Below are 22,528 nucleotides of genomic sequence, written 5' to 3'. Positions count from 1 at the left end.
AGCGGGCCGGCCGGATGGCGAGCGAGGCTTCCTTGCCCCTGGTGCGCGCCATCGGGTGGTACGAAGAGGTGGTCCGACCTTGTCCTGAAATCTCTTCCAGGCACCCGGCCGACCGATGGCGGACGTCCGGGGTGAGGGCCAACAGGAGACTTTACGCCCGTACGGGTGCGTACCCCGAATGACGTTCGTATCTCGGTCATCTTCACGGTTCCCGCGCCTGTGGCCCCCGCAGCATCCTCGACCCCTGTAGAAAAGGGCAAATCGGTGTGATTCCCGACACTCCCACCGGGCGTGTTCCGCCCGTAGGCGTCAACCTTTGGGTGGGATGGGCGAGCGGGTACTTGCGCTAACCGCCACTCCCGTGTGGACTACGGCCAAGCCTCGGCATGGGTGCCGAGCCGAATACTGGAGGTTATTCCCGTGAGCGCGACCGCGGACCCCGCGGACAAGTCCAACCCGGCGCAGCGACTCGGCTTCGAAGAGGGCCAGATCGTCCAGGAGCTCGGGTACGACGAAGACACTGACCAGGATCTCCGCGAGGGCATCGAGGACATCACCGGTACGGAGCTCGTCGACGAGGACTACGACGATGTCGCCGACGGCATCCTGCTGTGGCACCGCGAGGAGGACGGGGACCTGACGGACGCCCTCGTCGACGCCCTGGAGTACCTGGCGGAGGGCGGCCTGATCTGGCTGCTCACCCCCAAGACCGGCCGCGAGGGCTACGTGAAGCCGGACGAGATCGCCGACGCGGCGCGGACCGCCGGCCTCTCGCAGACCAGCTCGGTGGCGATCGCCAAGGACTGGGCGGGCACCCGCCTGGCCACCCCGAAGGCCGCCAAGCAGGGCAAGCGCTGACCCGGGAAGCACCTGTGACGGGCCCCGCTGGAGGAAGCTCCAGCGGGGCCCGTCCGTTTTCCGCCCCGGCTTGTGGCGGGCGTCCAGCTCCGTGTTCACCCAGGGCGAAATCGGGGTGGGTTCGGGGAACTGGGCTCACTCGTACGGCGGAACCGGCCCGATCGGATGCGAGGATGCCGGTGTGGCCGCCCCGGTCGGCGCGGCGGCCGTGACTTTCGAACCAGAGGGAGGGCCGGATGGCCATCGAGGTAGGCACCCAGGCTCCGGACTTCGAGCTGAAGAACCAGCACGGCGAGCTCGTGAAGCTCTCCGACTTCCGCGGCGAGAAGAACGTGGTCCTGGTCTTCTACCCGTTCGCGTTCACCGGTGTCTGCACCGGCGAGGTCTGCGCGATCCAGAAGGAGCTGCCGCGTCTGCAGAACGACGCGGTCCAGGTGCTCGCGGTCTCCAACGACTCGCCGTTCACCCTCCGCGTCTTCGCCGAGCAGGAGAACCTGGAGTACCCGCTGCTCTCGGACTTCTGGCCGCACGGCGAGGTCTCCCGCGCCTACGGCGTCTTCGACGAGGAGAAGGGCTGCGCGGTGCGCGGCACCTTCGTCATCGACAAGGAGGGCGTGGTCCGCTGGTCGGTCGTCAACGGCCTGCCGGACGCCCGCGACGAGCAGGAGTACCTGGCCGCGGTGGACGCGCTCTGACGATGGGGCTGCCGCCTCGGTGGGGCCGGGCGGGCGCCGCCGGGGCACGCACCTCGCCGGCTTCTCGTCGGTCGCCGATGCTCCGCATGGACTCCCTCCTCGGCGCCGCCGAGGCACGCACCCCAACGACGCCCGCTGATCCGACCCCACCAAGGCGGCAGCCCCCGGCGCTGAGTGACCGGCCCGGTCCGACGGAATGTCGGCCGGGCCGGTCCCGTCACTGCCCGACGAGGGGAACCCGGCACTACGATCGGGCCGTTGGGAGAAGTGAAACACCATCAGCGCATTTGGAGGACCTCGTGGGTGTCAGCCTCAGCAAGGGCGGCAACGTCTCGCTCACCAAGGAGGCGCCCGGTCTGACCGCCGTCATCATCGGCCTCGGCTGGGACGTCCGCACCACCACCGGCACGGACTTCGACCTGGACGCCAGCGCGCTGCTCCTGAACGACCAGGGCAAGGTCGGCTCGGACGGCAACTTCGTCTTCTTCAACAACCTCAAGAGCGCCGACGGTTCGGTCGAGCACACCGGTGACAACACCACCGGTGAGGGCGAGGGCGACGACGAGCAGATCAAGGTCAACCTGGCCGCCGTCCCGGCCGACGTGCAGCGGATCAACTTCCCGGTCTCGATCTACGACGCCGAGAACCGCCAGCAGAACTTCGGCCAGGTCCGCAACGCCTTCATCCGGGTGGTGAACCAGGCCGGCGGCGCCGAGATCGCCCGCTACGACCTCTCCGAGGACGCCTCCACCGAGACCGCGATGGTCTTCGGCGAGCTGTACCGCAACGGCGCCGAGTGGAAGTTCCGCGCCGTCGGCCAGGGTTACGCCTCCGGTCTGCGCGGCATCGCCCAGGACTTCGGCGTCAACGTCTGACGCTCCGTGACGGGCTCGCCCGGCTTCCCGGGGTCCCTGTGCCGGGCCACGGCGGGGTGAATAGGCTAACGGCCGGGGTCGGCCGGAGCGCGTGCGCTCCGCTCGGCCCCGGCCTTCGCCGTTCCGGGCGGCGGGGGCTGACGAGAGTTCAGCAAGTTCAGCGGGCCGCAACGGCCCGGAACGGGCCGCGGGGGCGTACACCTGGGGGGTTCACGACCCCTGAGGTGGGGCGCCGGCCGTGGCAGTAGCCCCGGTGACGGGGGACTGGGAGGAAGTACATGAGTGTCTCGCTGGCCAAGGGCGGCAACGTCTCGCTGACCAAGGCCGCGCCGAACCTGACGCAGGTGCACATCGGCCTGGGCTGGGACGCGCGCTCGACCACGGGTGCCGCCTTCGACCTGGACGCCAGCGCGCTGCTCTGCGCCGGTGGCCGGGTGCCGGACGACGCCCACTTCGTCTTCTACAACAACCTGCGCAGCCCCGACGGCTCGGTCGAGCACCAGGGCGACAACCTCACCGGCGACGGTGACGGTGACGACGAGGTCGTGGTGGTCAACCTGGAGCTGGTGCCCGCCACCATCGACAAGGTCGTCTTCGCGGTCTCGATCTACGACGCCGAGACCCGGCTGCAGAACTTCGGCCAGGTCTCCAACGCCTACATCCGGGTGGTGAACACCGCGGACGGTCAGGAGATCGCCCGCTACGACCTCTCCGAGGACGCCTCCACCGAGACGGCGATGATCTTCGGCGAGCTCTACCGCTACCAGGGCGAGTGGAAGTTCCGCGCCGTCGGCCAGGGCTACGCCTCCGGCCTGCGGGGCATCGCGCTCGACTTCGGCGTCAACGTCCAGTAGCCCGCACCCTCAACCGTTCGAAAGGCAGTCAACTTCCGTGGTCCTCCGTACATTCGGCTGGTCGTTCGGCATCACCGCCGCTGGCCTGGTCGCCGCCGGCCTGCTCTGGGGGTGGGAGGGCTTCGGCATCGTGCTGATCCTCTCGATCCTGGAGATCTCCCTCTCCTTCGACAACGCGGTGGTCAACGCCACCGTGTTGAAGCGGATGAACCCGTACTGGCAGAAGATCTTCCTCACGGTCGGCATCCTGATCGCGGTCTTCGGCATGCGGTTGGTCTTCCCGCTGCTGGTGGTCGGCCTGACCGCCCACCTCGGCCCGATGACCGTGATCGACCTGGCCCTGAACGAGGGCAAGGAGTACGCCGGGCACACCTACGGCGAGTACCTGGAGATGGCCAACCCGGCCATCGCCGCCTTCGGTGGCATCTTCCTGCTGATGATCTTCCTCGACTTCATCCTGGACGAGAAGGACTTCAACTGGCTGGGCTGGCTGGAGCGTCCGCTGGAGAAGGTCGGCAAGCTGGAGGCCTTCTCCTCGCTGATCGCCCTGATCACCATCGCGGTGGCGGCCAACCTGTTCGCCGGTGACAAGGCCGAGACGGTGCTGCTCGCGGGCATCCTGGGCCTGGCCACCTACCTGGCCGTCAACGGCCTCTCCAGCGTCTTCGAGAACCGCCTGGAGGAGGACGCCGAGGCCGAGGAGGAGGCCGAGAAGGCTGGCAAGTCGATCGTCCAGGTCGGCGGCCGGGCCGCGTTCTTCCTCTTCCTCTACCTCGAGGTCCTCGACGCGTCGTTCTCCTTCGACGGCGTGGTCGGTGCCTTCGCCATCACCCAGAACATCTTCATGATCATGCTGGGCCTGGGCATCGGCGCGATGTACATCCGCTCGCTCACCGTCTTCCTGGTCCGCAAGGGCACCCTGGACGACTACGTCTACCTGGAGCACGGCGCGCACTACGCGATCGGCGTGCTGGCGGTGATCCTGCTGGTCGGGATCGAGTACCACATCCCGGAGATCGTCACCGGCCTGATCGGCGTCGGCTTCATCGCCGCCGCGTTCGCCTCCTCGGTGTACCGGAACAAGAAGGAGCAGGCGCTGGAAGGCGCCTCCTCCTGACCCCTCGTCACCACGCGGAAGGCCCCCGGTCCGTACGGACCGGGGGCCTTCCGCGTGCGTGCGACCGGCGGTGCGTCAGCCGAGGCGCTGCTCGATGGCCCGGAGCTTGCGCTCCAGGGTGTCGAAGGTGTCCAGCTTGGGCATCGCCAGGGTGTCGTCCTCGGTGGTCAGGTCGACGGCCGGGGAGGACTCCACCGCCGCGCGGGGGCGGCGGCCGGGGTTCAGCGCGGCCGGCTCCAGGGCGGAGGGGCCGACCTTGGCCATGGGGTCATCCGCTAGCGCAGGCTCCGTAGCGGCCTGGCCGTCGCCGGACCCCGCGGTGAGCGCGGCCACCTGGCGGCCGCCCCGGCCGCGGCCCAGCACGCCGCCGGAGGAGCGCGAGATCGCCTTCAGCTCGGCCCGCTCGCGCCGGTCCGCGCTGCGGGCGCGCACCTTGGCGTCCAGCTTGGCCTGGCGCTCCTCGCGCACCTCGTCGACCGCCTCGTCCAGGCTGCGGACGTTCTCCAGCAGCATCAGCGACCAGGCGGCGTAGGTCTCGCGGGGGGCGCGCAGCCAGCGCACGATGCGGATCTGCGGCAGCGGACGGGGCACCAGGCCCTGCTCGCGCAGGGCGGCCTTGCGGGTCTGCTTCAGCGCGCGGTCGAAGAGGATCGCGGCCGAGATCGACATGCCGGAGAAGAACTCGGGGGCGCCGTCGTGGCCGCCGCCGCGCGGCGCGTGCACCCAGTTGAACCAGGCCGAGGCGATGGCGAAGACCCAGACCAGCAGGCGGGAGCCGAGCGCGGCGTCACCGTGGCTGGCCTCGCGGACGGCGAGCACCGAGCAGAACATCGCGGCACCGTCGAGGCCGAACGGCACCAGGTACTCCCAGCCGCCGGAGAGGCCGAGGTTCTCCTTGCCGAAGCCGACCAGGCCGTGGAAGGACAGGGCCGCCGCCACGCCCGCGCAGCAGAACAGCAGCACGTAGGAGGAGATCCCGTAGACCATCTCCTTGCGCCGGCGGCGCTCCTCGCTGCGCTCCCAGGAGTCGGTGGTCTCGTCGGTCTTCGCGGTGTTGTTCTTGAACCGCAGCGCCGCGACCAGCAGCGCGGTGAACAGCAGGGCCGCGCCGCCGACTACGGCCCAGACCAGTTGTATGGAGGAGAGGTTCATCGGGGGCGTGGGCCTCGGCTTCCGCAGGTCGGGTCAGCCGTCCGGGTACGGAGGGGTACGGACGGCAGGTACACGTGTGCGGGGGAACGATACCGTGCCCAGAAGGCGTGCATGGTACGGGAGGTGACTATCCGTCGGCGACAGTGACACGCGGGGTCTTCCGCCCCCGATCGGGGTACTGGTCCGGTAGGTTTGGCTGGCCGCTTGGGGGAGGGACACACGGATGGTCTCGTTCTGGGATTACCTGCGCAAGGATCGGACCGGCTTCGACACCGGGAGCCAGTACAAGATCACCCTGACCAAGGCACAACCGCAGCACGCCCTCACGGGCCCTGCCGCCACCACGGGTTACCTGTACGTCAACCTGCACTGGACCACCCGGACCGCGGAGTCGGCCGGCGTCGGGGGCGGCTCCGCCCTGCGGCGGCTGTTCAGCCCGAGCATCCTGCGCCCGATGGAGCCGGACAGCCACTCCCGCCCGCAGCTGAACGTCGACCTCGACCTGGCCTGCATGTACGAACTCGCCGACGGGACGCGGGGGGTGGTGCAGCCGCTCGGCAAGTACTTCGGCGACCTGCAGAAGCCGCCGTACGTCAAGCTCAGCGGGGACGACGTCTACGGGGCGCCGTCCGGCGAGACGATGTACATCAACCTGGAGAAGAAGGACCAGTTCCGGCGGCTGCTGATCTTCGTCTACATCTACGACGACACCCCGGCCTTCGACCGGACGCACGCCACCGTGACCATCGTGCCGCAGACCGGGCCCCGGCTGGAGATCAAGCTGGACGAGCGGGCGGCGGCGGCCCGTTCGTGTGCGGTGGTGCTGATCGAGAACACCGGGGACGGGCAGCTGACGGTCCGTCGGGAGGTGCGCTACGTGCACGGCTTCCAGTCGGACCTGGACCGGCTGTACGGCTTCGGGATGCAGTGGCAGCGCGGCTACAAGGCGGACACCCCGCAGGGCTGACTCCGTCCCGTTCTTCAGCGGGGCTGGCTCTGTCTCATCTTCAGCGGGGCCGGCTCTGCTTGATCTTCAGCGGGGCTGAAACTGCGGCCCCTGCGGCGGCAGCGCGAACGGCGGCGGGTAGCCGTAGTCCGGGCGGTACTGCGGGGGCGGAGGCGGTGCCTGGGGCTGCGGGGGCTGCTGCACCTGCTGCTGGGGAGGCGGGGGCGCGGCCGGGGTGAGGGTGTAGGTGCCCGGCTCCGGGGTGGCGGCCGGGGTCTCCAGGGTGTGCACGGTCGGCGGCACCGCGGGGGCGTGGGCGGCCCCGTCCTCGACGGTGATGCCGTAGTCGGTGGCCAGCCCGACCAGGCCGCTGGCGTAGCCCTGGCCGATCGCGCGGAACTTCCAGCCGCCGCCGCGCCGGTAGAGCTCGGCGGCCACCAGGGCGGTGACCTCCTCGAGGTCGGTGAGCACGAACTCGGCGATCGGCGGGGTGCCGGACTGCGCCTCGAAGTCGTGCAGCTGGATGCGCAGGTCGCCGAGGGCCGAGACCGGGCCGCCCTCGGCGGAGCCGGCCAGCACCACCCGGTGGACGTCCGCCGGGAGTTGGGAGAGGTCGACCTCCACCGTGTCGGCCACCTCCTCCCCGCTGCTCTGCTTGCGCAGGTGGCGGACCAGGCCGCTGGGGTGCCGGGGCTGGTTGTAGAAGACGAAGTCGGCGTCGGTGCGGACCAGGCCGTCCGCGCCGAGCAGCAGCGCCGAGGCGTCCACGTCGGGCGCGCCGGGACCGGTGGTCCAGCGGAGCACCGCACGGACCCCGGCGGCCGCCAGCGAGATGTTGGCCCCCTTGGCCATCAGGTGCGTCATGACGGACCATCCTGCCGCTTCCCGACCGTTCCGGACAACGCGGCTGTCAACCGGGGGCCGTTCCGGTGCGGGGGCGAGATGTGACGCGGACGGTAATCTTCCGAGAATTCGACGTTTCGGGTGGTCAGGAAGATCGGAATCACCCGTACCATGGGCCGCCTGACGGCACGCCGACCCACCGTCGCATCGGCGCCCGGCCTTCCCCGACTCCCGACCGTCCCCACCCGCCTTCGCGCGGGCGGCCCCGAGCCGTCCGGTGAACCATCGGGACGGCCCGTCCGTCTATCCAGAGAAGCCAAGCCACCGACCCAGCGCCCCACGGGAGAGCACCATGCGCCACTTCGGCCATCTCGCCGCAGCCGACCGCGGCCGGCTCTTCCTGGAACAGCCCGGGGAGTTCCATCGCGACAGCCCCGCCGAGCTGCTCTCCACCGCGCTCGGCGCCACCCTCTACAGCCCCGCCACCCGGCCCGCGCTGGCGGCCGACGTGCGCAAGCAGGCGGCCAAGGGCGTGGTCTCGATGGTGCTCTGCCTGGAGGACGCGATAGCCGACCACGAGGTGGTGTCGGCGGAGGCCAACCTCGTCACCCAGCTGGCCCAGCTGCACGCCGACGGCGGAGCCGGGCTGCCGCTGCTGTTCGTCCGGGTGCGTACCCCCGAACAGGTCACCGACCTCACCGCCCGCCTCGGCGCGGCCGCGGCGCTGGTCTCCGGCTACGTGCTGCCCAAGTTCACCGAGGAGAGCGGCGGGCCCTTCCTGGAGGCCCTGGCGGCCGCCTCGGAGAGCTCGGGCCAGCGGCTGTTCGCGATGCCCGTGCTGGAGTCCCCCGAGCTGGCCCACCTGGAGAGCCGCCGGGACCAGCTGTTCGGCATAGCCCGGCTGCTGGAGAAGCACCGCGAGCGGGTGCTGGCGGTCCGCCTCGGCGTCACCGACCTCTGCTCGGCCTACGGGCTGCGCCGCTCGCCCGACCTGACCGCCTACGACGTGGCCCTGGTGGCCGGGGTGATCGGGGACGTGGTGAACGTGCTCGGCCGCGCCGACGGCACCGGGTACACCGTCACCGGCCCGGTCTGGGAGTACTTCCCGGTGCAGGAGCGGATGTTCAAGCCGCAGCTGCGCCGCACCCCCTTCGTGGAGGCCCAGCCGCCGGCCGAGGCGCTGCGCCAGCGGATCATCGAGCACGACCTGGACGGGCTGCTCCGCGAGATCGAACTCGACCGCGCCAACGGCCTGTTGGGCAAGACCTGCATCCACCCCAGCCACGTCCCGGCGGTGCACGCGCTCTCCGTGGTCACCCACGAGGAGTACTCCGACGCGCAGGACATCCTCCAGCAGAGCCTGGGTGGCGGAGGGGTGCTGCGTTCGGCGTACACCAACAAGATGAACGAGGCCAAGCCGCACCGGGCCTGGGCCGAGCGGGTGCTGCTGCGGGCCCAGGTGTTCGGGGTGGCCCGGCCGGAGGTCAGCTTCGCCGAACTGCTCGGGGCGAGCCTCTGCACCTGATCGCGCGGTCCCGAGCACATGCACAACGGAAGCAGGAGTCTTGGCAGTTCAGCAGGGAATTCAGGGAATGGCCACCGGCGTGTGGTCCGGTGAGTGGGTCACCGAGCGGCTCGGGCTGCGGCTCACCGGCTCGCCCGAGCTGCCGGGGCTGATCGGCCTGGCGCTCCGGGAGAACCCCAAGCGGGCCCACCTGCTGGTCTCCCGGGTGCTCGGCAAGCACGTGCCGCAGCGGCCCGCCGTGGTGCACGGTGCCGGCCTCGAACTCGGCGCACGAGTAAGGGAGTTGCTGGGCCAGGAGGCCGCCTCCCGGGCGGTGGTGCTCGGCTACGCGGAGACCGCGACGGCGCTCGGCCACAGCGTGGCCGACGGCCTGGGCGCCCCGTACCTGCACTCCACCCGGCGGCCGGTGGCGGGCGTCGCCCCGGTCGGCGGCTTCGAGGAGGAGCACTCGCACGCCACCTCCCACCTGCTGCTCCCGGCCGATCCGGACTTCCTGAGCGGCGACGGACCGCTGGTCCTGGTGGACGACGAGTTCTCCACCGGCCGCACCGTGCTCAACACCGTCCGCGCCCTGCACGCCCGGCACCCGCGGAGCCACTACGTGGTGGTCGCGCTGGTGGACCTGCGCACCGAGGAGGACCGCGCGGTGCTCGCCGCCGCCGCGGCCGAACTGGGCGCCCGGCTGGACGTGGTGGCCACCGCCTCGGGCGGCGTCGAGCTCCCGGAGGACGTGCTCGCCCGGGCCGCAGAGCTGATCGCCGCCGCCGCCCCGCCCGCGCCCCCGGCAGGCTCCCCCGCGCCGCTGACCCGGGTCGAGCTGCCCTGGCCGGCCGGGCTGCCGGAGGGCGGGCGGCACGGCTTCTCCCCCGACGACGCCTCCCGGCTCTCCTCCGCCCTGCCCGGGTTGGCCGCCGCACTGGCCCCCTCGCTGGACGGGGCCGGGCGGGTGCTGGTGCTCGGCTTCGAGGAGCTGATGTACGCGCCGCTGCGGATCGCCGGGGCGCTGGACGAGCTGCTGGACGCCGAGGTCAGGTTCTCCACCACCACCCGCTCCCCGGTGCTGGCCGTGGACCACCCCGGCTACGCGATCCGCACCCGGCTGGCCTTCCCCGCCCACGACGACCCGGCCGACGGCCCCGGCGAGCGCTACGCCTACAACGTGGCGCCGGGCGCGGACGGTTCGGGCCGCTTCGACGCCGTGGTGCTGGTGGTCGACGGGCCCGCCGACACCGCCGAGCTGCACCGCGGCCTGCTGCCCGGACTCCGCCTGGTCACCGACCGGGTGGTGCTGGCCGTCCTGCCCGCCACCGTCCCCGCTGCCGCGCCCGCCGCCGCCGTCCCGTTTGAAGGCACCTCCATGCACCTCCCCGCCCCGCTGCACGGCCCCGGCTTCTCCTCCTACCCGGCCTCGGACGTCCGCTGGCTGCTCAAGGACCTCTCCGAGGTGGCCCTGGAGGCCCCGACCGAGGAGCGCGAGGAGGCCGTGCAGTCCGGCGGTGCGCACTACGCCGAGTCGCTGCCGGTCGAGTACCAGCCCAGCGCCGAGTACCAGGAGCTCTACCACCAGGCGCTGGCCGCCTCAGTGGACCGGATGGCGCTGGCCGTCGGCACCGTGGCCGAGCTGCTGCGGATCGAACGACTGGGCAGCGGACGGGAGTTGGTCTTCGCCTCGCTGGCCAGGGCCGGTACGCCGGTGGGCATCCTGCTGCGCCGCTGGTTCGCCGCCTCGCACGGCCTGGACACCCCGCACTACGCGGTCTCGATCGTCCGCGGCAAGGGCATCGACCGGACCGCCCTGCGCTACCTGGCCGCCCACCACGACCCGGCCCGGGTGGTCTTCGTGGACGGCTGGACGGGCAAGGGCGCGATCACCCGCGAACTGGCCGAAGCCGTGGCGGGCACGGGTTTCAACCCGGAGCTCGCGGTGCTCGCCGACCCGGGCCGCTGCGTGCGCACCTACGGCACCCGGGACGACTTCCTGATCCCCTCCGCCTGCCTCAACTCCACCGTCTCCGGCCTGATCTCGCGCACCGTGCTGCGGGACGACCTGATCGGCCCGGACGACTTCCACGGCGCCAAGTACTACCGCGAGCTGGCCGGGGCCGACGTCTCGGCCGGGTTCGTGGACGCGGTGGCCGCCCGCTTCGACACCGTCCGCGCCGCCGCGGAGGCGGCCGCCCTCGACCTGGTCTCCGGCGCCGGGGCGGCGGACCGTACCCCGGACTGGGCCGGCTGGGCCGGGATGGAGCGGATCAGCGAGGAGTACGGCATCGGCAGCGTCAACCTGGTCAAGCCCGGTGTCGGCGAGACCACCCGGGTCCTGCTGCGCCGGGTGCCCTGGCGCATCCTGGCCCGCAAGGGCGCCGGGGCCGACCTGGAGCACGTCCGCCTGCTGGCGGAGCAGCGGGGCGTCCCCGTCGAGGAGGTGGACGACCTGCCGTACTCCTGCGTGGGCCTGATCCACCCCCGGTACACCCGAGGCGCCACCGGCGCCGACGGCACGGCAGTACGGACGGACGGCCCGACGGCCGTCCAGGCCGCGCGGTAAGGGCCGCGCACCGATGACTGGAGCACTGATGAACCGTCCGTTCCTGGTCGCCAGCGACCTGGACCGCACCCTGATCTACTCCAACCGGGCCCTGGCCCTGGACGTGCCGGACCGGCTCGCCCCCCGGCTGCTCTCGGTGGAGGTGCACGACGGCAAGGCGCTCTCCTTCATGACCGAGCAGGCCGCCGGGCTGCTGGTCGAGCTGGTGCGGGAGGCGGTCTTCGTGCCCGCCACCACCCGCACCCGGACCCAGTACGAGCGGGTCAACCTGCCCGGCCCGACGCCCGGTTGGGTCCCCCCGTACGCGATCTGCGCCAACGGCGGGCAGCTGCTGGTCGGCGGTGTGCCGGACAAGGACTGGCAGGCCGAGGTGAAGTCCCGTCTGGCGGACGGGAGTTCGCCGCTGGACGAGGTGGTCGAGCACCTTGCGCTGGTGGCCGACCCGGAGTGGACCCACAAGCGGCGGGTCGCCGACGGCCTGTTCGCCTACCTGGTGGTCGAGCGGGCCCAGCTGCCGGAGGGCTGGCTGGGCGAGCTGACCGGCTGGTGCGCCGAGCGCGGTTGGTCGGTCTCGCTCCAGGGGCGCAAGGTCTACGCGGTGCCGACCCCGCTGAGCAAGAGCTCCGCCCTGGCGGAGGTCGAGCGCCGGATCGGCGCGGCCACCGTGCTCTCCGCCGGTGACTCGCTCCTCGACGCCGACCTGCTGCTCGCCGCCGAGCACGCCTGGCGGCCCGGCCACGGCGAACTGGCCGACAGCGGCTGGGCCGCGCCGGGCGTCACGGCACTCACCCAGGTCGGCGTGGCGGCGGGGGAGGAGATCGTCCGCCGGTTCCTGGCCAAGGTGCGAGCCGGGGCCGGGGCCCAGGCGCTGGCCTGAGCCCCGTGCGCCGGCCTCCGGTCAGCCGCAGCAACCGCCCCCGCAGCAGCCTCCGCCACCACCGGCGGACTGCTGCGGGGCGCCGCCGCCTGCGGCGCCGGTGACGGCGACGGCGGAGAGCAGCTTCACGGTGTCCTGGTGGCCCTGGGGGCAGACGGCCGGGTCGCCGGCCTGCGCCATCGGGCGGCTGAGTTCGAAGGTGTCGCCGCAGGAGCGGCAGCGGAAGTCGTAACGAGGCATGGCGGCAGCGTACCCACTCGGCCGCCGTCCCTCGCTGTCAGCTTGGTCGCGCGGTCCAGCTCGGCCTCGCGGTTCAGCCGGGCAGGCCGAGGCGGGGGCCGCCCCGCTCGTGCAGGCGCCGGAGGAAGCCGAGCACCCCGGCGGAGCCACCGGCCCAGGTCGCGCTCGGCCGCGTCAGCCCGGCGTCGGGGAAGACCGGGCGCTCCGCGGGTCCGCCGCTGCGGCTCAGCACGATCGCGGCGACGGTCCCGGCGGCGTCCCAGTACTCCTGGTCGCCGGTCGCCGTGGCGACGTCCACCAGCAGTTCGCCCACTCCGGCCAGCCCGCAGCACTGGTTGACCAGCGGCATGCGCGGCGCGAGGGCGATGCAGGTACGGGCGGCGTGCCGGGCGAGCGCGAGGTGCTCCGGCTCGCCGAGGCGGTCGGCGGCCCGGACCAGCACCGTCCCGATACCGGCCAGGCCGCGGCACCAGGAGCCGTAGCGGCGGGTCGCCCCCGGGGCCGTCGCCGCCGCGATCACGGCGGGCGTGGCGGCGGCCAGGTCCGCGCAGGCGCGGCGGGCGCGGTGGGCGGCTTCGGCGTCGCCGGTCGCGTGGGCGTACTCCAGGAGGAAGAGCGCGATGCCCGCGTCGCCGTGGGCCAGGCCCTGGCGCAGCGCGGCGTCCCCGGGCCGGGGCGCGGCCGGCGTCAGCCGCGCCTCGCCGGCGGCGAGCATCCGGGCGCAGGCGTCGGCGGCGTCCCGGTGTCCGGCGGCGGGGGAGAGGCGGTCGAGCAGCAGGTGGGCGAGGCCGATCCCGGCGACGCCCTCGATCAGGTCCGCCTCCGGCAGCCCACCGTCCACGCCGTGGGCGGGCAGAGCGTGATGCCGGGGGCGCGGGGAACTGCGCGCAGGAGTACGGCAGCACGTGCAACTGGTTGACGTGCCCTCAGTTGCAGGTGAGCCGCCTTCCGATTCGCGCCCCGCGGCGGAGCCGCAGATCAGCAGAGCCCCGCGCCCCCGGAGCGGCCCGTCTGCGTTCCAGGCCCGGCGCGCCTCGGCGAGGAAGAGCTCCACGCCGGTGCGGCCCGAGTAGAACGACGGCGACAGCTCCCGCCGAGCGGCCTGCCGCCCCGTCCACTCGGCCAGGGCGCCCACAGCCTCCCGCACTCCGCTCCGGTGTCGGTGCCGGAGCAACTCCAGCCCCAGCCCCGCACTCCCGCCGTAGACGTCGACCGGTGTCGGGACGCTCGCGCGGGTGGAGAGCACCGGGTCCGCGATCCGCAGGGCCTCTGCGGCGCAGTAGGCGGCGGTGTGCTCGACGATCTCCTCCAGCAGCCCGCCCTCGACCCGCTGTCGGGCCACCGCCCGCGACGGCCCTCCCCTCAGCCCCTTCCGCAGCCGCTCGGCCCCGGCGGCCCGTTCCGCCGGCTCGTCACTCGTCAACTCGCCGATCACCGAACGGATCCAGCGGTGCTCCTCGCCGGGCAGTGCCCAGGCCAGGCCGTCGAGCGTCCGCTCCCGGCCGACCGCCGGATCGGGTCCGACGATCACCGGGTCCAGGCCGGTGGCGGCGAAGCCGAGCGTCATGCCGAGCGCGTAGTAGTCGGCGGCGGCCCCCTCGCTCCGTCGGACGGGGGCGCCGTAGCCGGGCGTCCCACCGTCCGGGCCCATGCCGTCCCGGGAGCTGATCCCGAAGTCGACGACGTGGCACCGGCCCCGGGCGTCGAGCACCACGTTGTCCGGCTTGAGGTCGCGGACCACCACGCCCCGGCCGTGCACCCCGTCCAGGATCCGCAGCAGCTCCGCCGCCAACCCGGCCGTCCCGTCCGCCTGCCGGGGGCCGTTCCGCTGGACCTCCCGCCGCAGGTCCCGGTCGCCGCAGCTGCTGGTCACCAGGTACTCGTCGGTGCGGTGCCGGAAGTAGTCGAGCGCGCGGGGCACGCCCGCCACGCCGTCGAGGGCGGTGAGCACCGCGTGCTCGTTCCGCAGCCGGTCCCGGGCGTCCGTGCCGGACTCCTCCTCGCCCACGAAGGCCCGCGCCTGCTTGACCACCACCTCCCGCCCGGTGGTCAGGTCCTCCGCGCGGTAGACGTTCCCCTGCGCCTTGCGCGCGATCCCGCCGGTGACCCGGTACCGCCCGCCGCCGAACCCGCTTCCGCCGTCCGGTCGCCGGCGCTTCCCGGCTCGCTGCTCGAAGGGGTCCTCGGCCCAGGGCGGGCAGCGGTACGTCCCGGTGGCCAGGCCGTCGAAGACCCGGCCGTCGGGGCCGGTCATCACCGACTCCAGACGGCCGTTGCGGCCGGTGCGGTACTCGCCGGTGAAGGGGCCGTAGCGGTAGTAGACGGGGGAGTGCGGATCGACCCGCCGGTCGCTGACCACCTGCGGGCCCTCCCGGCCGCGCAGCACGGAGACCAGCTCGTCGGCCAGGTCCAGCACGGTGCCGGGTGCCGGGTAGACGGTGACCGCTTTGCCGACCGAACCGGCGCTCCGGACACCGGAGTTGAGCTCGCGCAGGGTCTCCTGGTCCTTGGCCCACTTGGCGTGGCAGACGTGGCGCAGCAGCACCGGCAGGATCAGCTCGGTCACGGCGTCGAGGTCGCCGGGCCGGGCCGAGACGTGCAGCTTCCAGCCGTGGTCCACCGCCGGCATCCGCCGGTCCAACAGATACGACCAGGTGTCGTCCGAGGACCTGCGGCGGCCGGCGGTGGACCCGGCCACGATCAGGAGTTCCAGTCGCAGCCGACGCGCGTGGTGGCGGTCACCCACGGCTCCGCGAGACAGGCGGTGGCCTCGTGGTCGCTGCGGTCGTCGTCCTCGAAGGCGAGGAACTCGTCGTCGACCAACAGCGGGCCCGCGTCGCGGATTTCGGTGATCACGGCAGTGGACATGACGCCTCCAGGTCTTGTCGCGCGTCCGGCGACGGCGCTGGTCGCGTCCGTCGCGGTGGCCGGCCGGGTGGGGCCGGTTCCTGATCCAGAAAGGTAGGTACGAATGGTGGACCTGACAAGGGGTCAGGTCACAACTGCCTCACGGAAACGTCACGTTGATGGAGGAACGGTGTGGTCCGCTTGGGGTGCCGCGCTCCGCATCAGCGCAGGCCGGCGAAGAGGTCGTCCTCGGGAAGAGGCGCCCCGGTGGTGTCCTTGACGCGGACGAAGGTCTCGATCCCCATCAGCTCGGTGAACCTCTCCTTACCCATCTTGAGGAAGAAGATGTTCTCGCCCTGACTGGCGTGCGCGGCGAGCGAGTCGAACTTCTGGCCGCCGTACTCCCGGGTGTCCACCCAGGTCTTGATCTCCTCGTCGGGCAGCCCGATCTCCGGGAACTCCGGCCCGTCCGCCTGGACCGCGCCCTCCTCGGCGGCCTCCTCCAGCGTCGGCTCCTCCCAGTCCGAGCCGAGCTCGCGCATGACCTCGCCGAACTTCTGCATCCCGGAGCGCGGCATGGTGGTCCAGTAGACCTTCGCCGGGATGCCGGTCAGCTCCACCGCCGCCATGGTGATCCGGTGCGCCTGGATGTGGTCGGGGTGGCCGTAGAAGCCGTTCTCGTCGTACGTCACCACCACGTCCGGCCGGTACTCGCGCATCAGCTCGGCGAGCCGCCCCGCGGCCTCCTCCACCGGCGTCCGCCAGAACGCCCCGGGCGCGTCGTTGTTCGGCCAGCCCATCATCCCGGAGTCGGCGTAGCGGAGCAGCTCCAGGTGACCGATGTTCAGCACCTCGCAGCTGGCCCGGAGTTCCTCCTCGCGGACGGCCGCCACGGCCGCCGGGTCGTGCCCGGGCTCGCCCGGCTTCACGCCCCCGGGGCCGTCGCCGCAGCCACCGTCCGTACAGGTCACGAGCACGGTGCGGATGCCCTCCGCCGCGTACCGCGCCAGCACGCCGCCGGTGCCGGTGGCCTCGTCGTCGGGATGGGCGTGCACAGCCATCAGGGTCAACGGCCGGTTGGTCATGGGAAACGTCCTTCGGTCCTCGGGCACAAGATCTCTCGGACCGAGTCTGCGTCATCCCGCTGTCACTCCGCCCGCATTATCGCCACGAGGAACGTGGTCGTTGAGGTCGGTTCAGCCCTCGCGGCGCTTCTGCCGGACGTACACCTGCTTGCGCACCCGGGCCACCACCGTGCCGTCCGCCCCCAGCACCTCGGTGTCGAACCAGACCAGCGCCTTCTTCCCCTCCGCCGTCAGCTCCTCGATCTCGGCGATCCGGTCCTCGGTGAGGACGAACTCGGCGAAGACGTCGCCGCGCCCCGGCGAGACGAAGTCGATGGTGGCGGCCGCGTCCCAGACCACGTACTCCCGGCCCAGGTTCTGCATCACCAGCAGCATCCAGAACGGGTCGGTCATCGCGAAGATCGAGCCGCCGAAGTGGGTGCCGACCCAGTTCCGGTTGAACCAGCGCAGCCGGAGGCGGACCTTGGCGGAGCGGTAGTCCTCGGAGACCGCCAGGACCCGGATGCCGGCGAACAGGAACGGCGGCCAGAAGTTGATGCCGCGTCGGAAGGTGGTGGCGCTGACGGTGCTGCGCTTGCGTGCCATGGGGCGACTCTAGCAAGGAAGTTACTTGCCAGTAATGTGACGGCCGCCACTCCGGCCGGCCCCGCTACGCGTGGGTGCCCCGGATCAGCGCCACCACCCCGGCGGCGCTCTCCTTCACCGCGGCCAGCTCGGTCAGGAAGTGCCAGTAGTCGGGGTGCCGCCCGGACTCCTCCAACTCCGCCACCGCCCGGTCCAGCCGCGCCACCGCCGCGTCCAACGGCGCCGCGTGCCGCGGGTCCGGCGTCTGCCGCCCCGCCATCGCCAGCCGCTGCGCGTCCCGGATCGCGAACCGGGCCTGCTCGATCTCCCGGTGTGGGTCGTGCGCGACCTCCTTCAACTGCCGCACCCGCCCGTGCACCGCCGCGATCCGCCCGTCCGCCTCGTCCAGCACCGCCCGGACCGTGCCGATCGCCCCCGTCGCGTCCGGCCAGCGCTGCCCGTCCCGCGCCGCCGTCGCCTCGGTCAGCTTGGCCCGGGCCGTCCGCACCGCCTCGGCCGCCTGCTCCGGCACCTGCTGCAAGTCCTGCCAGCAGGCCGCACTGAACCCGCGCCGCAACTCGCTCAGCGCCGGCGCGACCGTGTCGGCCTTGGTCTCCAGCGCCTGGATCCTGGTCCGCAGACTGCCCACCCGCCGGTCGATCTCCCGGGCCTTCTCCGGCAACTGCTCCGCCGCGATCCGCACCGCGTCCGCCCGCAGCCGCACGTCCTCGGCCCGCTGGAGCGTCGGCTCCACGCCGTGCCGCCCCGCGCCCTCGTTCAGCTTCGTCAACTCCGGCGCCAACTGCGCCAGTCGGGCCGCCAGGTCATCCGCCTTCAGCCCCGCCGCCCGCACCTCCTCCAACGCGGTGGTCGCCCCCAGCAACGCCTGCTTCGCCTGCGCCACCGCCGGCGTCACCCGCATCAACCGGCTCTCGGCCTGGTCGATCACGGGCTGCAGCCGCGCCATGAACGCCGTCAGCTCGCCCTTCACCCCGTTCAGCCGCTGCTCCGACTCGGTCAGCCGCTGCCGCGCCTGCTCGGCGACGCCGCCGTCCAGCTCCTCGTCGTCCAGGTCCTGCGCGTCCAACGCCCCCAGGTACGCGACGGTGACCTCGTTCACCTTCACCCCGAGCTGCCGGAAGTCCGCGACCGCCTGACGGGCCGTCTGCTCACCCCCCGCGGCCTTCACCGTCTCCACCGCCAGCTCGGCCTCCCGCTGGGTCGAGTCCAGCTCGTAGAACGCCTGCTGCGCCGCATCCCGAGCCGCCCTGGCCGCATCCCGCCTGCCGTCACCCCGCCGCCACCAGCCGCCACCGGCCACGCTCACGCCACGCTCCCTGCTGCCCCGTCCACTCCACTCCGGCCCATTCTCGCCGATCACCCAACGATCCAGGCACCCCCTCCGATCCCATACCCCGGAACCCTGCGGCGGACCACGCCCCGGACCAGGTACTCTTGTCCCTCGTCGTACGCCACCCCACGGTGACCCCGTACGACAGGGGCGCATAGCTCAGCGGTAGAGCGCCGCCCTTACAAGGCGGATGTCGGCGGTTCGAAACCGTCTGCGCCCACAGTGTGACCAGCGAAGAAGCCCCGGACCGATCTCGGCCCGGGGCTTCTTCGTGTGGGAGCGAGGGTCAGATGGTGTCCCAGCTGCTCCAGTTCGGGTTGCCGGTGGTGTAGTAGGCGCGGTAGATCTTGCCGTCGGTGCCGGTGGCGAAGACCTCGATGGTCTTCTTGTCGCTCTCGTAGACGGTGCCGTGGATGTCGGTGAAGGTGCCCGGGGCCACGAGCTGCCAGCCCGTCCAGCCGGCCGCGCCCGTCGTGTAGAACGAGTGGTAGACCTGCTTGTCGGTGCCGAGGGCGATGACCTCGATGGTCTTCTTGTCGGCGTGGTAGACGGTGTTGAACGAGGTGAAAGTGCCCGGGGCGACCAGCTGCCAGGCGGTCCAGGCGTTGGTGCCGGTGGTGTAGTACGAGTGGTAGAGCTGGCCGTCGGTGCCGAGGGCGACCACTTCGGAGGTGTTCTTGTCGGCCTGGTAGATGGTGCGGAGCTCGCCGGTGAAGGTGCCCGGGGCGATGAGCTGCCAGCCGGTCCAGCCGTTGGCACCGGTGGTGTAGAACGAGTGGTAGACCTGCTTGTCGGTGCCGAGGGCGATGACCTCGATGGTCTTCTTGTCGGCGTGGTAGACCGTGTTGAACGAGATGAAAGTGCCCGGGGCGACCAGCTGCCAGCCCGTCCAACCGGCCGAGCCGGTGGTGTAGAACGAGTGGTAGACCTGGCCGTCGGTGCCGAGGGCTACGACCTCGCTGGTGTTCTTGTCGGCCTGGTAGACGGCGCGGATGTCGCCGGTGAAAGTGCCCGGGGCGACCAGCTGCCAGCCCGTCCAACCGGCTGCACCCGTGGTGTAGAAGGAGTGGTACACCTGGCCGTCCGTGCCGAGTGCCATCACCTCGGTGGTCTTCTTGTCCGCGTGGTAGACCGAGACCGGCTTTCCGGTGAAGGTGCCCGCGGCCACGACCTGCCAGCCGCTCCACCCGGCCGAGCCGTCGGTGTAGAAGGAGTGGTAGATCTGCCCGTCGGAGCCGGTGCGGAACACCTCGGTCGTCTTCTTGTCCGCGTGGTAGACGCTGGTGCCCGTCGTCGCGGCCGGGACCACGGGCTCGGGCTGCGGGTCCGGGGTCACCGGGTACGGGTCGACGCCGTCGTTGGCCAGGCCGACCCGCTTCGAGCATTCGCCCCACTGGCCGGGGCCGGCCGCGCGCAGCAGCTTCTCGGCTATCCGGATCTGCTGCTCCTTGGTGGCCAGATCGGCCCGAGGTGCGTAGGCGCCGCCGCCTTGGGCCAGCCAGGTGCTGGTCAGGAACTGCAGACCGCCGTAGTAGGTACCGGTATTGCTGGACCAGTTGCCGCTGCTCTCGCACTGAGCCATCTGCTCCCAGGTCGTCACCGAGGCGGCCGATGCCTGGCCTGCCGGGACGAGGCCGAAAGTGGTGACGGTCAGGACGATCCCACCGAGGAGGCGGGAGGCTATCGGGGCTGACTTGGGCATGGCTGGTCTCTTTCCGAGGAGGAGCGGTCCGGGTGGCGGGGTGTGGCTGTCGCGCCGCTCACCGGTGGCGGGAGTGGTGAGCGGCGCGACGTGTGGCGGTGCTGACGGTGGGTCAGATGGCGGCCCAGCCGCTCCAGTTCGGGTTGCCGGTGGTGTAGTAGGCGCGGTAGATCTTGCCGTCGGTGCCGGTGGCGAAGACCTCGCTGGTCTTCTTGTCGTTCTCGTAGACGGTGCCGTGGATGTCGGTGAAGGTACCGGGGGCGATGAGCTGCCAGCCGGTCCAGCCGTTGGCACCGGTGGTGTAGAAGGAGTGGTAGACCTGCTTGTCGGTGCCCAGCGCGATGACCTCGATGGTCTTCTTGTCGGCGTGGTACACGGTGTTGAACGAGGTGAAGGTGCCCGGGGCGACCAGCTGCCAGCCCGTCCAACCGGCCGAGCCGGTGGTGTAGAACGAGTGGTAGATCTGGCCGTCGGTGCCGAGGGCGACGACCTCGGAGGTGTTCTTGTCGGCCTGGTAGATGGTGCGGAGCTCGCCGGTGAACTGGCCCGGGGCCACGAGCTGCCAGCCGGTCCAGCCGTTGGCGCCGGTGGTGTAGAAGGAGTGGTAGACCTGCTTGTCGGTGCCCAGCGCGATGACCTCGATGGTCTTCTTGTCCGCGTGGTAGACCGTGTTCAGCGAGGTGAAGGTGCCCGGGGCGACCAACTGCCAGCCCGTCCAACCGGCCGAGCCGGTGGTGTAGAACGAGTGGTAGATCTGGCCGTCGGTGCCGAGGGCCATGACCTCCGTTGTGTCCTTGTCGTCCTGGTGGACGGCGCGGACGTCGCCGGTGAACTGGCCCGGGGCGACCAGCTGCCAGGCGCTCCAACTGGCCGCGCCGGTGGTGTAGAACGAGTGGTACACCTGCTTGTCGGTGCCCAGCGCGATGACCTCGATGGTCTTCTTGTCCGCGTGGTAGACCGAGACGGGCTTGCCGGTGAAGGTACCCGGCGCCACGACCTGCCAGCCGCTCCACCCGGCCGAGCCGTCCGTGTAGTAGGAGTGGTAGATCTGCCCATCCGAGCCCGTGCGGAAGACCTCGGTCGTCTTCTTGTCCGCGTGGTACACGCTGGTGCCCGTCGTCGCCGCCGGCACCACCGGTGCAGGCTGCGGGGCGGGTGCGTCCTGGACGATCTTGTTGTAGCGGATGCCGAAGTACTCGCTAGCCGGGTGGCCGCCGATGTAGCCGTCAGAGCCGCCGTTGATGTAGTCCACTTCGTAGTTCATGTCGTTCACGTAGCTGCTCTCCGCGTAGTACGAGAACTTGCCCGCAGCCTTGTCGATCCAGCGCTCGAACAGGATGACGTGGCCATTGGCTGCGATGTTGCCGTCACCGGGGTCGTTGTCGAGCGCGTCGCCGGGCTGGAGGTCGCTCTTGGCAACCCGGGTGGTGAGCGAGCGGCTGTCCAGGCTGTCGGTGTTCTCACTGTTGGCCAGGTGCCAGGCCATCGAGACGAAGCCCGAGCAGTCCGGACGGTAGCCGCGGCCGTCGAGGTCGGGGGCCGTGCCGCTCTGGGCGTACTGGACGTTGAGCCGGTACCAGTGGTCAGCCCGGACCATCACCTCGGAGGCAGAGATCGTGCCACCGACTGAGGAGGCGGCCTGCGCGGTGGTCGCCGTGAAGGCGGTGCCGGCGACCGCACCAGAGACAGCGATGGCGGCGGCGAGGGCGATGTGGGTGAGCTTGGAGCTGCGGGAAGAAGGCATGGCGGAGTTCCCCTTGCGGCGATGGGTGCGGGCGAAGTGGTGGGGTGCCGGGCGGGTGGGCGCTCTCGGCGGGTGTCGGCGGACGGCTGTCCTGCAGGAACAGCGGTCGGCGCGGGTGACGCCCTGCGGCGGAGCGGCTCAGCGGCCGGGCGGGTGCGGCGGCAGGTAGCGCCGGGAGAGCAGGGGTGAGGCTTGGTGGACCCGGGCGATCAGGGTCTGGGTCTGGGCGGCCGCCGGGCACGGGTCGGTGTCGGCGGGGCGGCTCAGCAGGTAGAGCAACAGGTCGACGCGGTCGTCCTCGCACCGTGCGGAGACGTGCTGGAGTCCGTCGGCGGGCTGTGCGTGGGCCCACAGGGCTGCGAGGACTTCGGCCTTCTCCCCCGGGGGGACGAGGCCGGGCTGCCGGCGGTGCAGGCTGGCGTAGACGACGTCCACGCTCGGGTCAGCCGCCCCAGCTGAGGCTGTAGGCGGTCACCGCGGCGCTCTGGGGTGCGGCGCTCGCGGCGCCGGTGTTCGCGGCGGCGGTGGTGGCGAGGGCGGTGAGGGCGCCGAGGGCGATGGCGGTGGCCGCGGCGGCGTGGGCGATACGGGTGCGAAGCATGACGGGTCCTCAGGTACGTGGTGAGCGGTGGGTGTGGAGGAGTCCCGCGGTTGACGCCTCCCGGCTGCCGTTCGGGGTGTTTCCCTGGCGGCGATGAACAGCTT

21 protein-coding genes and 1 tRNA gene are annotated in these 22,528 nt (G+C 71.7%); 10 read left to right on the top strand and 12 right to left on the bottom strand.

Features of this window, described 5'->3' with window-relative positions:
* The first annotated feature begins 420 nt into the window (after window positions 1-420).
* The 5 genes from ACIA8O_RS07730 (at window position 421) to ACIA8O_RS07710 (ending at window position 4,399) form a co-directional block, all read left to right on the top strand.
* Window positions 421-858: a DUF3052 domain-containing protein gene (locus tag ACIA8O_RS07730; protein ID WP_396292658.1), complete on the top strand. Its 438-nt coding sequence runs from the start codon at window positions 421-423 to the stop codon at window positions 856-858.
* Between the two features lie 236 nt (window positions 859-1,094).
* The gene (locus ACIA8O_RS07725) at window positions 1,095-1,553 is read left to right on the top strand and encodes a peroxiredoxin (RefSeq protein ID WP_396292657.1); all 459 of its coding nucleotides are present in this window, start codon (window positions 1,095-1,097) and stop codon (window positions 1,551-1,553) included.
* 299 nt (window positions 1,554-1,852) lie between these two features.
* Window positions 1,853-2,428 (top strand): TerD family protein, encoded by a 576-nt coding sequence (locus ACIA8O_RS07720; protein ID WP_396292656.1) that lies wholly within the window; start codon window positions 1,853-1,855, stop codon window positions 2,426-2,428.
* 278 nt (window positions 2,429-2,706) lie between these two features.
* On the top strand, window positions 2,707-3,282 hold the full coding sequence (locus ACIA8O_RS07715; protein WP_345285075.1) for a TerD family protein: 576 nt from the start codon (window positions 2,707-2,709) through the stop codon (window positions 3,280-3,282).
* Window positions 3,283-3,319: 37 nt separating this feature from the next.
* Entirely contained in the window at window positions 3,320-4,399 is a 1,080-nt protein-coding gene (locus ACIA8O_RS07710; RefSeq protein WP_396292655.1) for a DUF475 domain-containing protein, read from the top strand.
* Window positions 4,400-4,474: 75 nt separating this feature from the next.
* Here the strand turns inward: ACIA8O_RS07710 and ACIA8O_RS07705 are convergent, their stop codons facing one another.
* Window positions 4,475-5,551, bottom strand: coding sequence for a DUF2637 domain-containing protein (locus ACIA8O_RS07705; protein WP_396292654.1), 1,077 nt, complete (start codon window positions 5,549-5,551; stop codon window positions 4,475-4,477).
* Window positions 5,552-5,774: 223 nt separating this feature from the next.
* Between ACIA8O_RS07705 and ACIA8O_RS07700 the strand changes: the two genes are divergently transcribed.
* Window positions 5,775-6,518, top strand: coding sequence for a Tellurium resistance (locus ACIA8O_RS07700; protein WP_396292653.1), 744 nt, complete (start codon window positions 5,775-5,777; stop codon window positions 6,516-6,518).
* A gap of 66 nt (window positions 6,519-6,584) precedes the next feature.
* Here the strand turns inward: ACIA8O_RS07700 and ACIA8O_RS07695 are convergent, their stop codons facing one another.
* Window positions 6,585-7,361 carry a TerD family protein gene (locus ACIA8O_RS07695; protein ID WP_396292652.1) on the bottom strand — a complete coding sequence of 259 codons (777 nt, stop codon included), beginning with the start codon at window positions 7,359-7,361 and terminating at the stop codon, window positions 6,585-6,587.
* A 331-nt stretch (window positions 7,362-7,692) separates the two neighbouring features.
* Here ACIA8O_RS07695 and ACIA8O_RS07690 point away from each other — a divergent pair, with 331 nt between their 5' ends.
* From ACIA8O_RS07690 to ACIA8O_RS07680, 3 genes are all read left to right on the top strand, one after another.
* Window positions 7,693-8,865: an HpcH/HpaI aldolase/citrate lyase family protein gene (locus ACIA8O_RS07690; RefSeq protein WP_396292651.1), complete on the top strand. Its 1,173-nt coding sequence runs from the start codon at window positions 7,693-7,695 to the stop codon at window positions 8,863-8,865.
* A 67-nt stretch (window positions 8,866-8,932) separates the two neighbouring features.
* A complete protein-coding gene (locus tag ACIA8O_RS07685) occupies window positions 8,933-11,413 on the top strand; it encodes a phosphoribosyltransferase (protein WP_396292650.1) in 2,481 nt (826 codons plus the stop codon).
* A 28-nt stretch (window positions 11,414-11,441) separates the two neighbouring features.
* A complete protein-coding gene (locus ACIA8O_RS07680; protein ID WP_396292649.1) occupies window positions 11,442-12,290 on the top strand; it encodes an HAD family hydrolase in 849 nt (282 codons plus the stop codon).
* Between the two features lie 21 nt (window positions 12,291-12,311).
* Here the strand turns inward: ACIA8O_RS07680 and ACIA8O_RS07675 are convergent, their stop codons facing one another.
* From ACIA8O_RS07675 to ACIA8O_RS07650, 6 genes are all read right to left on the bottom strand, one after another.
* Window positions 12,312-12,530: a zinc ribbon domain-containing protein gene (locus ACIA8O_RS07675; RefSeq protein ID WP_396292648.1), complete on the bottom strand. Its 219-nt coding sequence runs from the start codon at window positions 12,528-12,530 to the stop codon at window positions 12,312-12,314.
* Window positions 12,531-12,603: 73 nt separating this feature from the next.
* A complete protein-coding gene (gene lanL, locus ACIA8O_RS07670) occupies window positions 12,604-15,228 on the bottom strand; it encodes a class IV lanthionine synthetase LanL (protein ID WP_396292647.1) in 2,625 nt (874 codons plus the stop codon).
* A 2-nt stretch (window positions 15,229-15,230) separates the two neighbouring features.
* Window positions 15,231-15,398 (bottom strand): SflA family class IV lanthipeptide, encoded by a 168-nt coding sequence (locus tag ACIA8O_RS07665; protein ID WP_396292646.1) that lies wholly within the window; start codon window positions 15,396-15,398, stop codon window positions 15,231-15,233.
* 200 nt (window positions 15,399-15,598) lie between these two features.
* Window positions 15,599-16,462 carry a PIG-L family deacetylase gene (locus ACIA8O_RS07660; protein ID WP_396292645.1) on the bottom strand — a complete coding sequence of 288 codons (864 nt, stop codon included), beginning with the start codon at window positions 16,460-16,462 and terminating at the stop codon, window positions 15,599-15,601.
* A 111-nt stretch (window positions 16,463-16,573) separates the two neighbouring features.
* Entirely contained in the window at window positions 16,574-17,047 is a 474-nt protein-coding gene (locus ACIA8O_RS07655; RefSeq protein WP_396292644.1) for a DUF4442 domain-containing protein, read from the bottom strand.
* A 64-nt stretch (window positions 17,048-17,111) separates the two neighbouring features.
* A complete protein-coding gene (locus ACIA8O_RS07650; RefSeq protein ID WP_396292643.1) occupies window positions 17,112-18,353 on the bottom strand; it encodes a hypothetical protein in 1,242 nt (413 codons plus the stop codon).
* A gap of 172 nt (window positions 18,354-18,525) precedes the next feature.
* Between ACIA8O_RS07650 and ACIA8O_RS07645 the strand changes: the two genes are divergently transcribed.
* Window positions 18,526-18,597 (top strand) — tRNA-Val (locus ACIA8O_RS07645).
* Window positions 18,598-18,663: 66 nt separating this feature from the next.
* Here the strand turns inward: ACIA8O_RS07645 and ACIA8O_RS07640 are convergent.
* From ACIA8O_RS07640 to ACIA8O_RS07625, 4 genes are all read right to left on the bottom strand, one after another.
* Window positions 18,664-20,079 carry a transglycosylase family protein gene (locus ACIA8O_RS07640; RefSeq protein ID WP_396292642.1) on the bottom strand — a complete coding sequence of 472 codons (1,416 nt, stop codon included), beginning with the start codon at window positions 20,077-20,079 and terminating at the stop codon, window positions 18,664-18,666.
* A 112-nt stretch (window positions 20,080-20,191) separates the two neighbouring features.
* Window positions 20,192-21,823, bottom strand: a complete 1,632-nt coding sequence (locus ACIA8O_RS07635) for a hypothetical protein (protein ID WP_396292641.1) — start codon at window positions 21,821-21,823, stop codon at window positions 20,192-20,194.
* Between the two features lie 138 nt (window positions 21,824-21,961).
* On the bottom strand, window positions 21,962-22,258 hold the full coding sequence (locus tag ACIA8O_RS07630; RefSeq protein WP_396292640.1) for a hypothetical protein: 297 nt from the start codon (window positions 22,256-22,258) through the stop codon (window positions 21,962-21,964).
* Window positions 22,259-22,265: 7 nt separating this feature from the next.
* Complete coding sequence (locus ACIA8O_RS07625) at window positions 22,266-22,424, bottom strand: hypothetical protein (protein WP_396292639.1); 159 nt, start codon at window positions 22,422-22,424, stop codon at window positions 22,266-22,268.
* Between the last annotated feature and the right edge of the window lie 104 nt (window positions 22,425-22,528).

It is taken from the genome of Kitasatospora sp. NPDC051853 (genome assembly GCF_044452665.1).
Lineage (GTDB): Bacteria > Actinomycetota > Actinomycetes > Streptomycetales > Streptomycetaceae > Kitasatospora.
The sequence above is the reverse complement of the archived record's forward strand: the minus strand, read 5'-3'. Positions and strand labels throughout refer to the sequence as shown.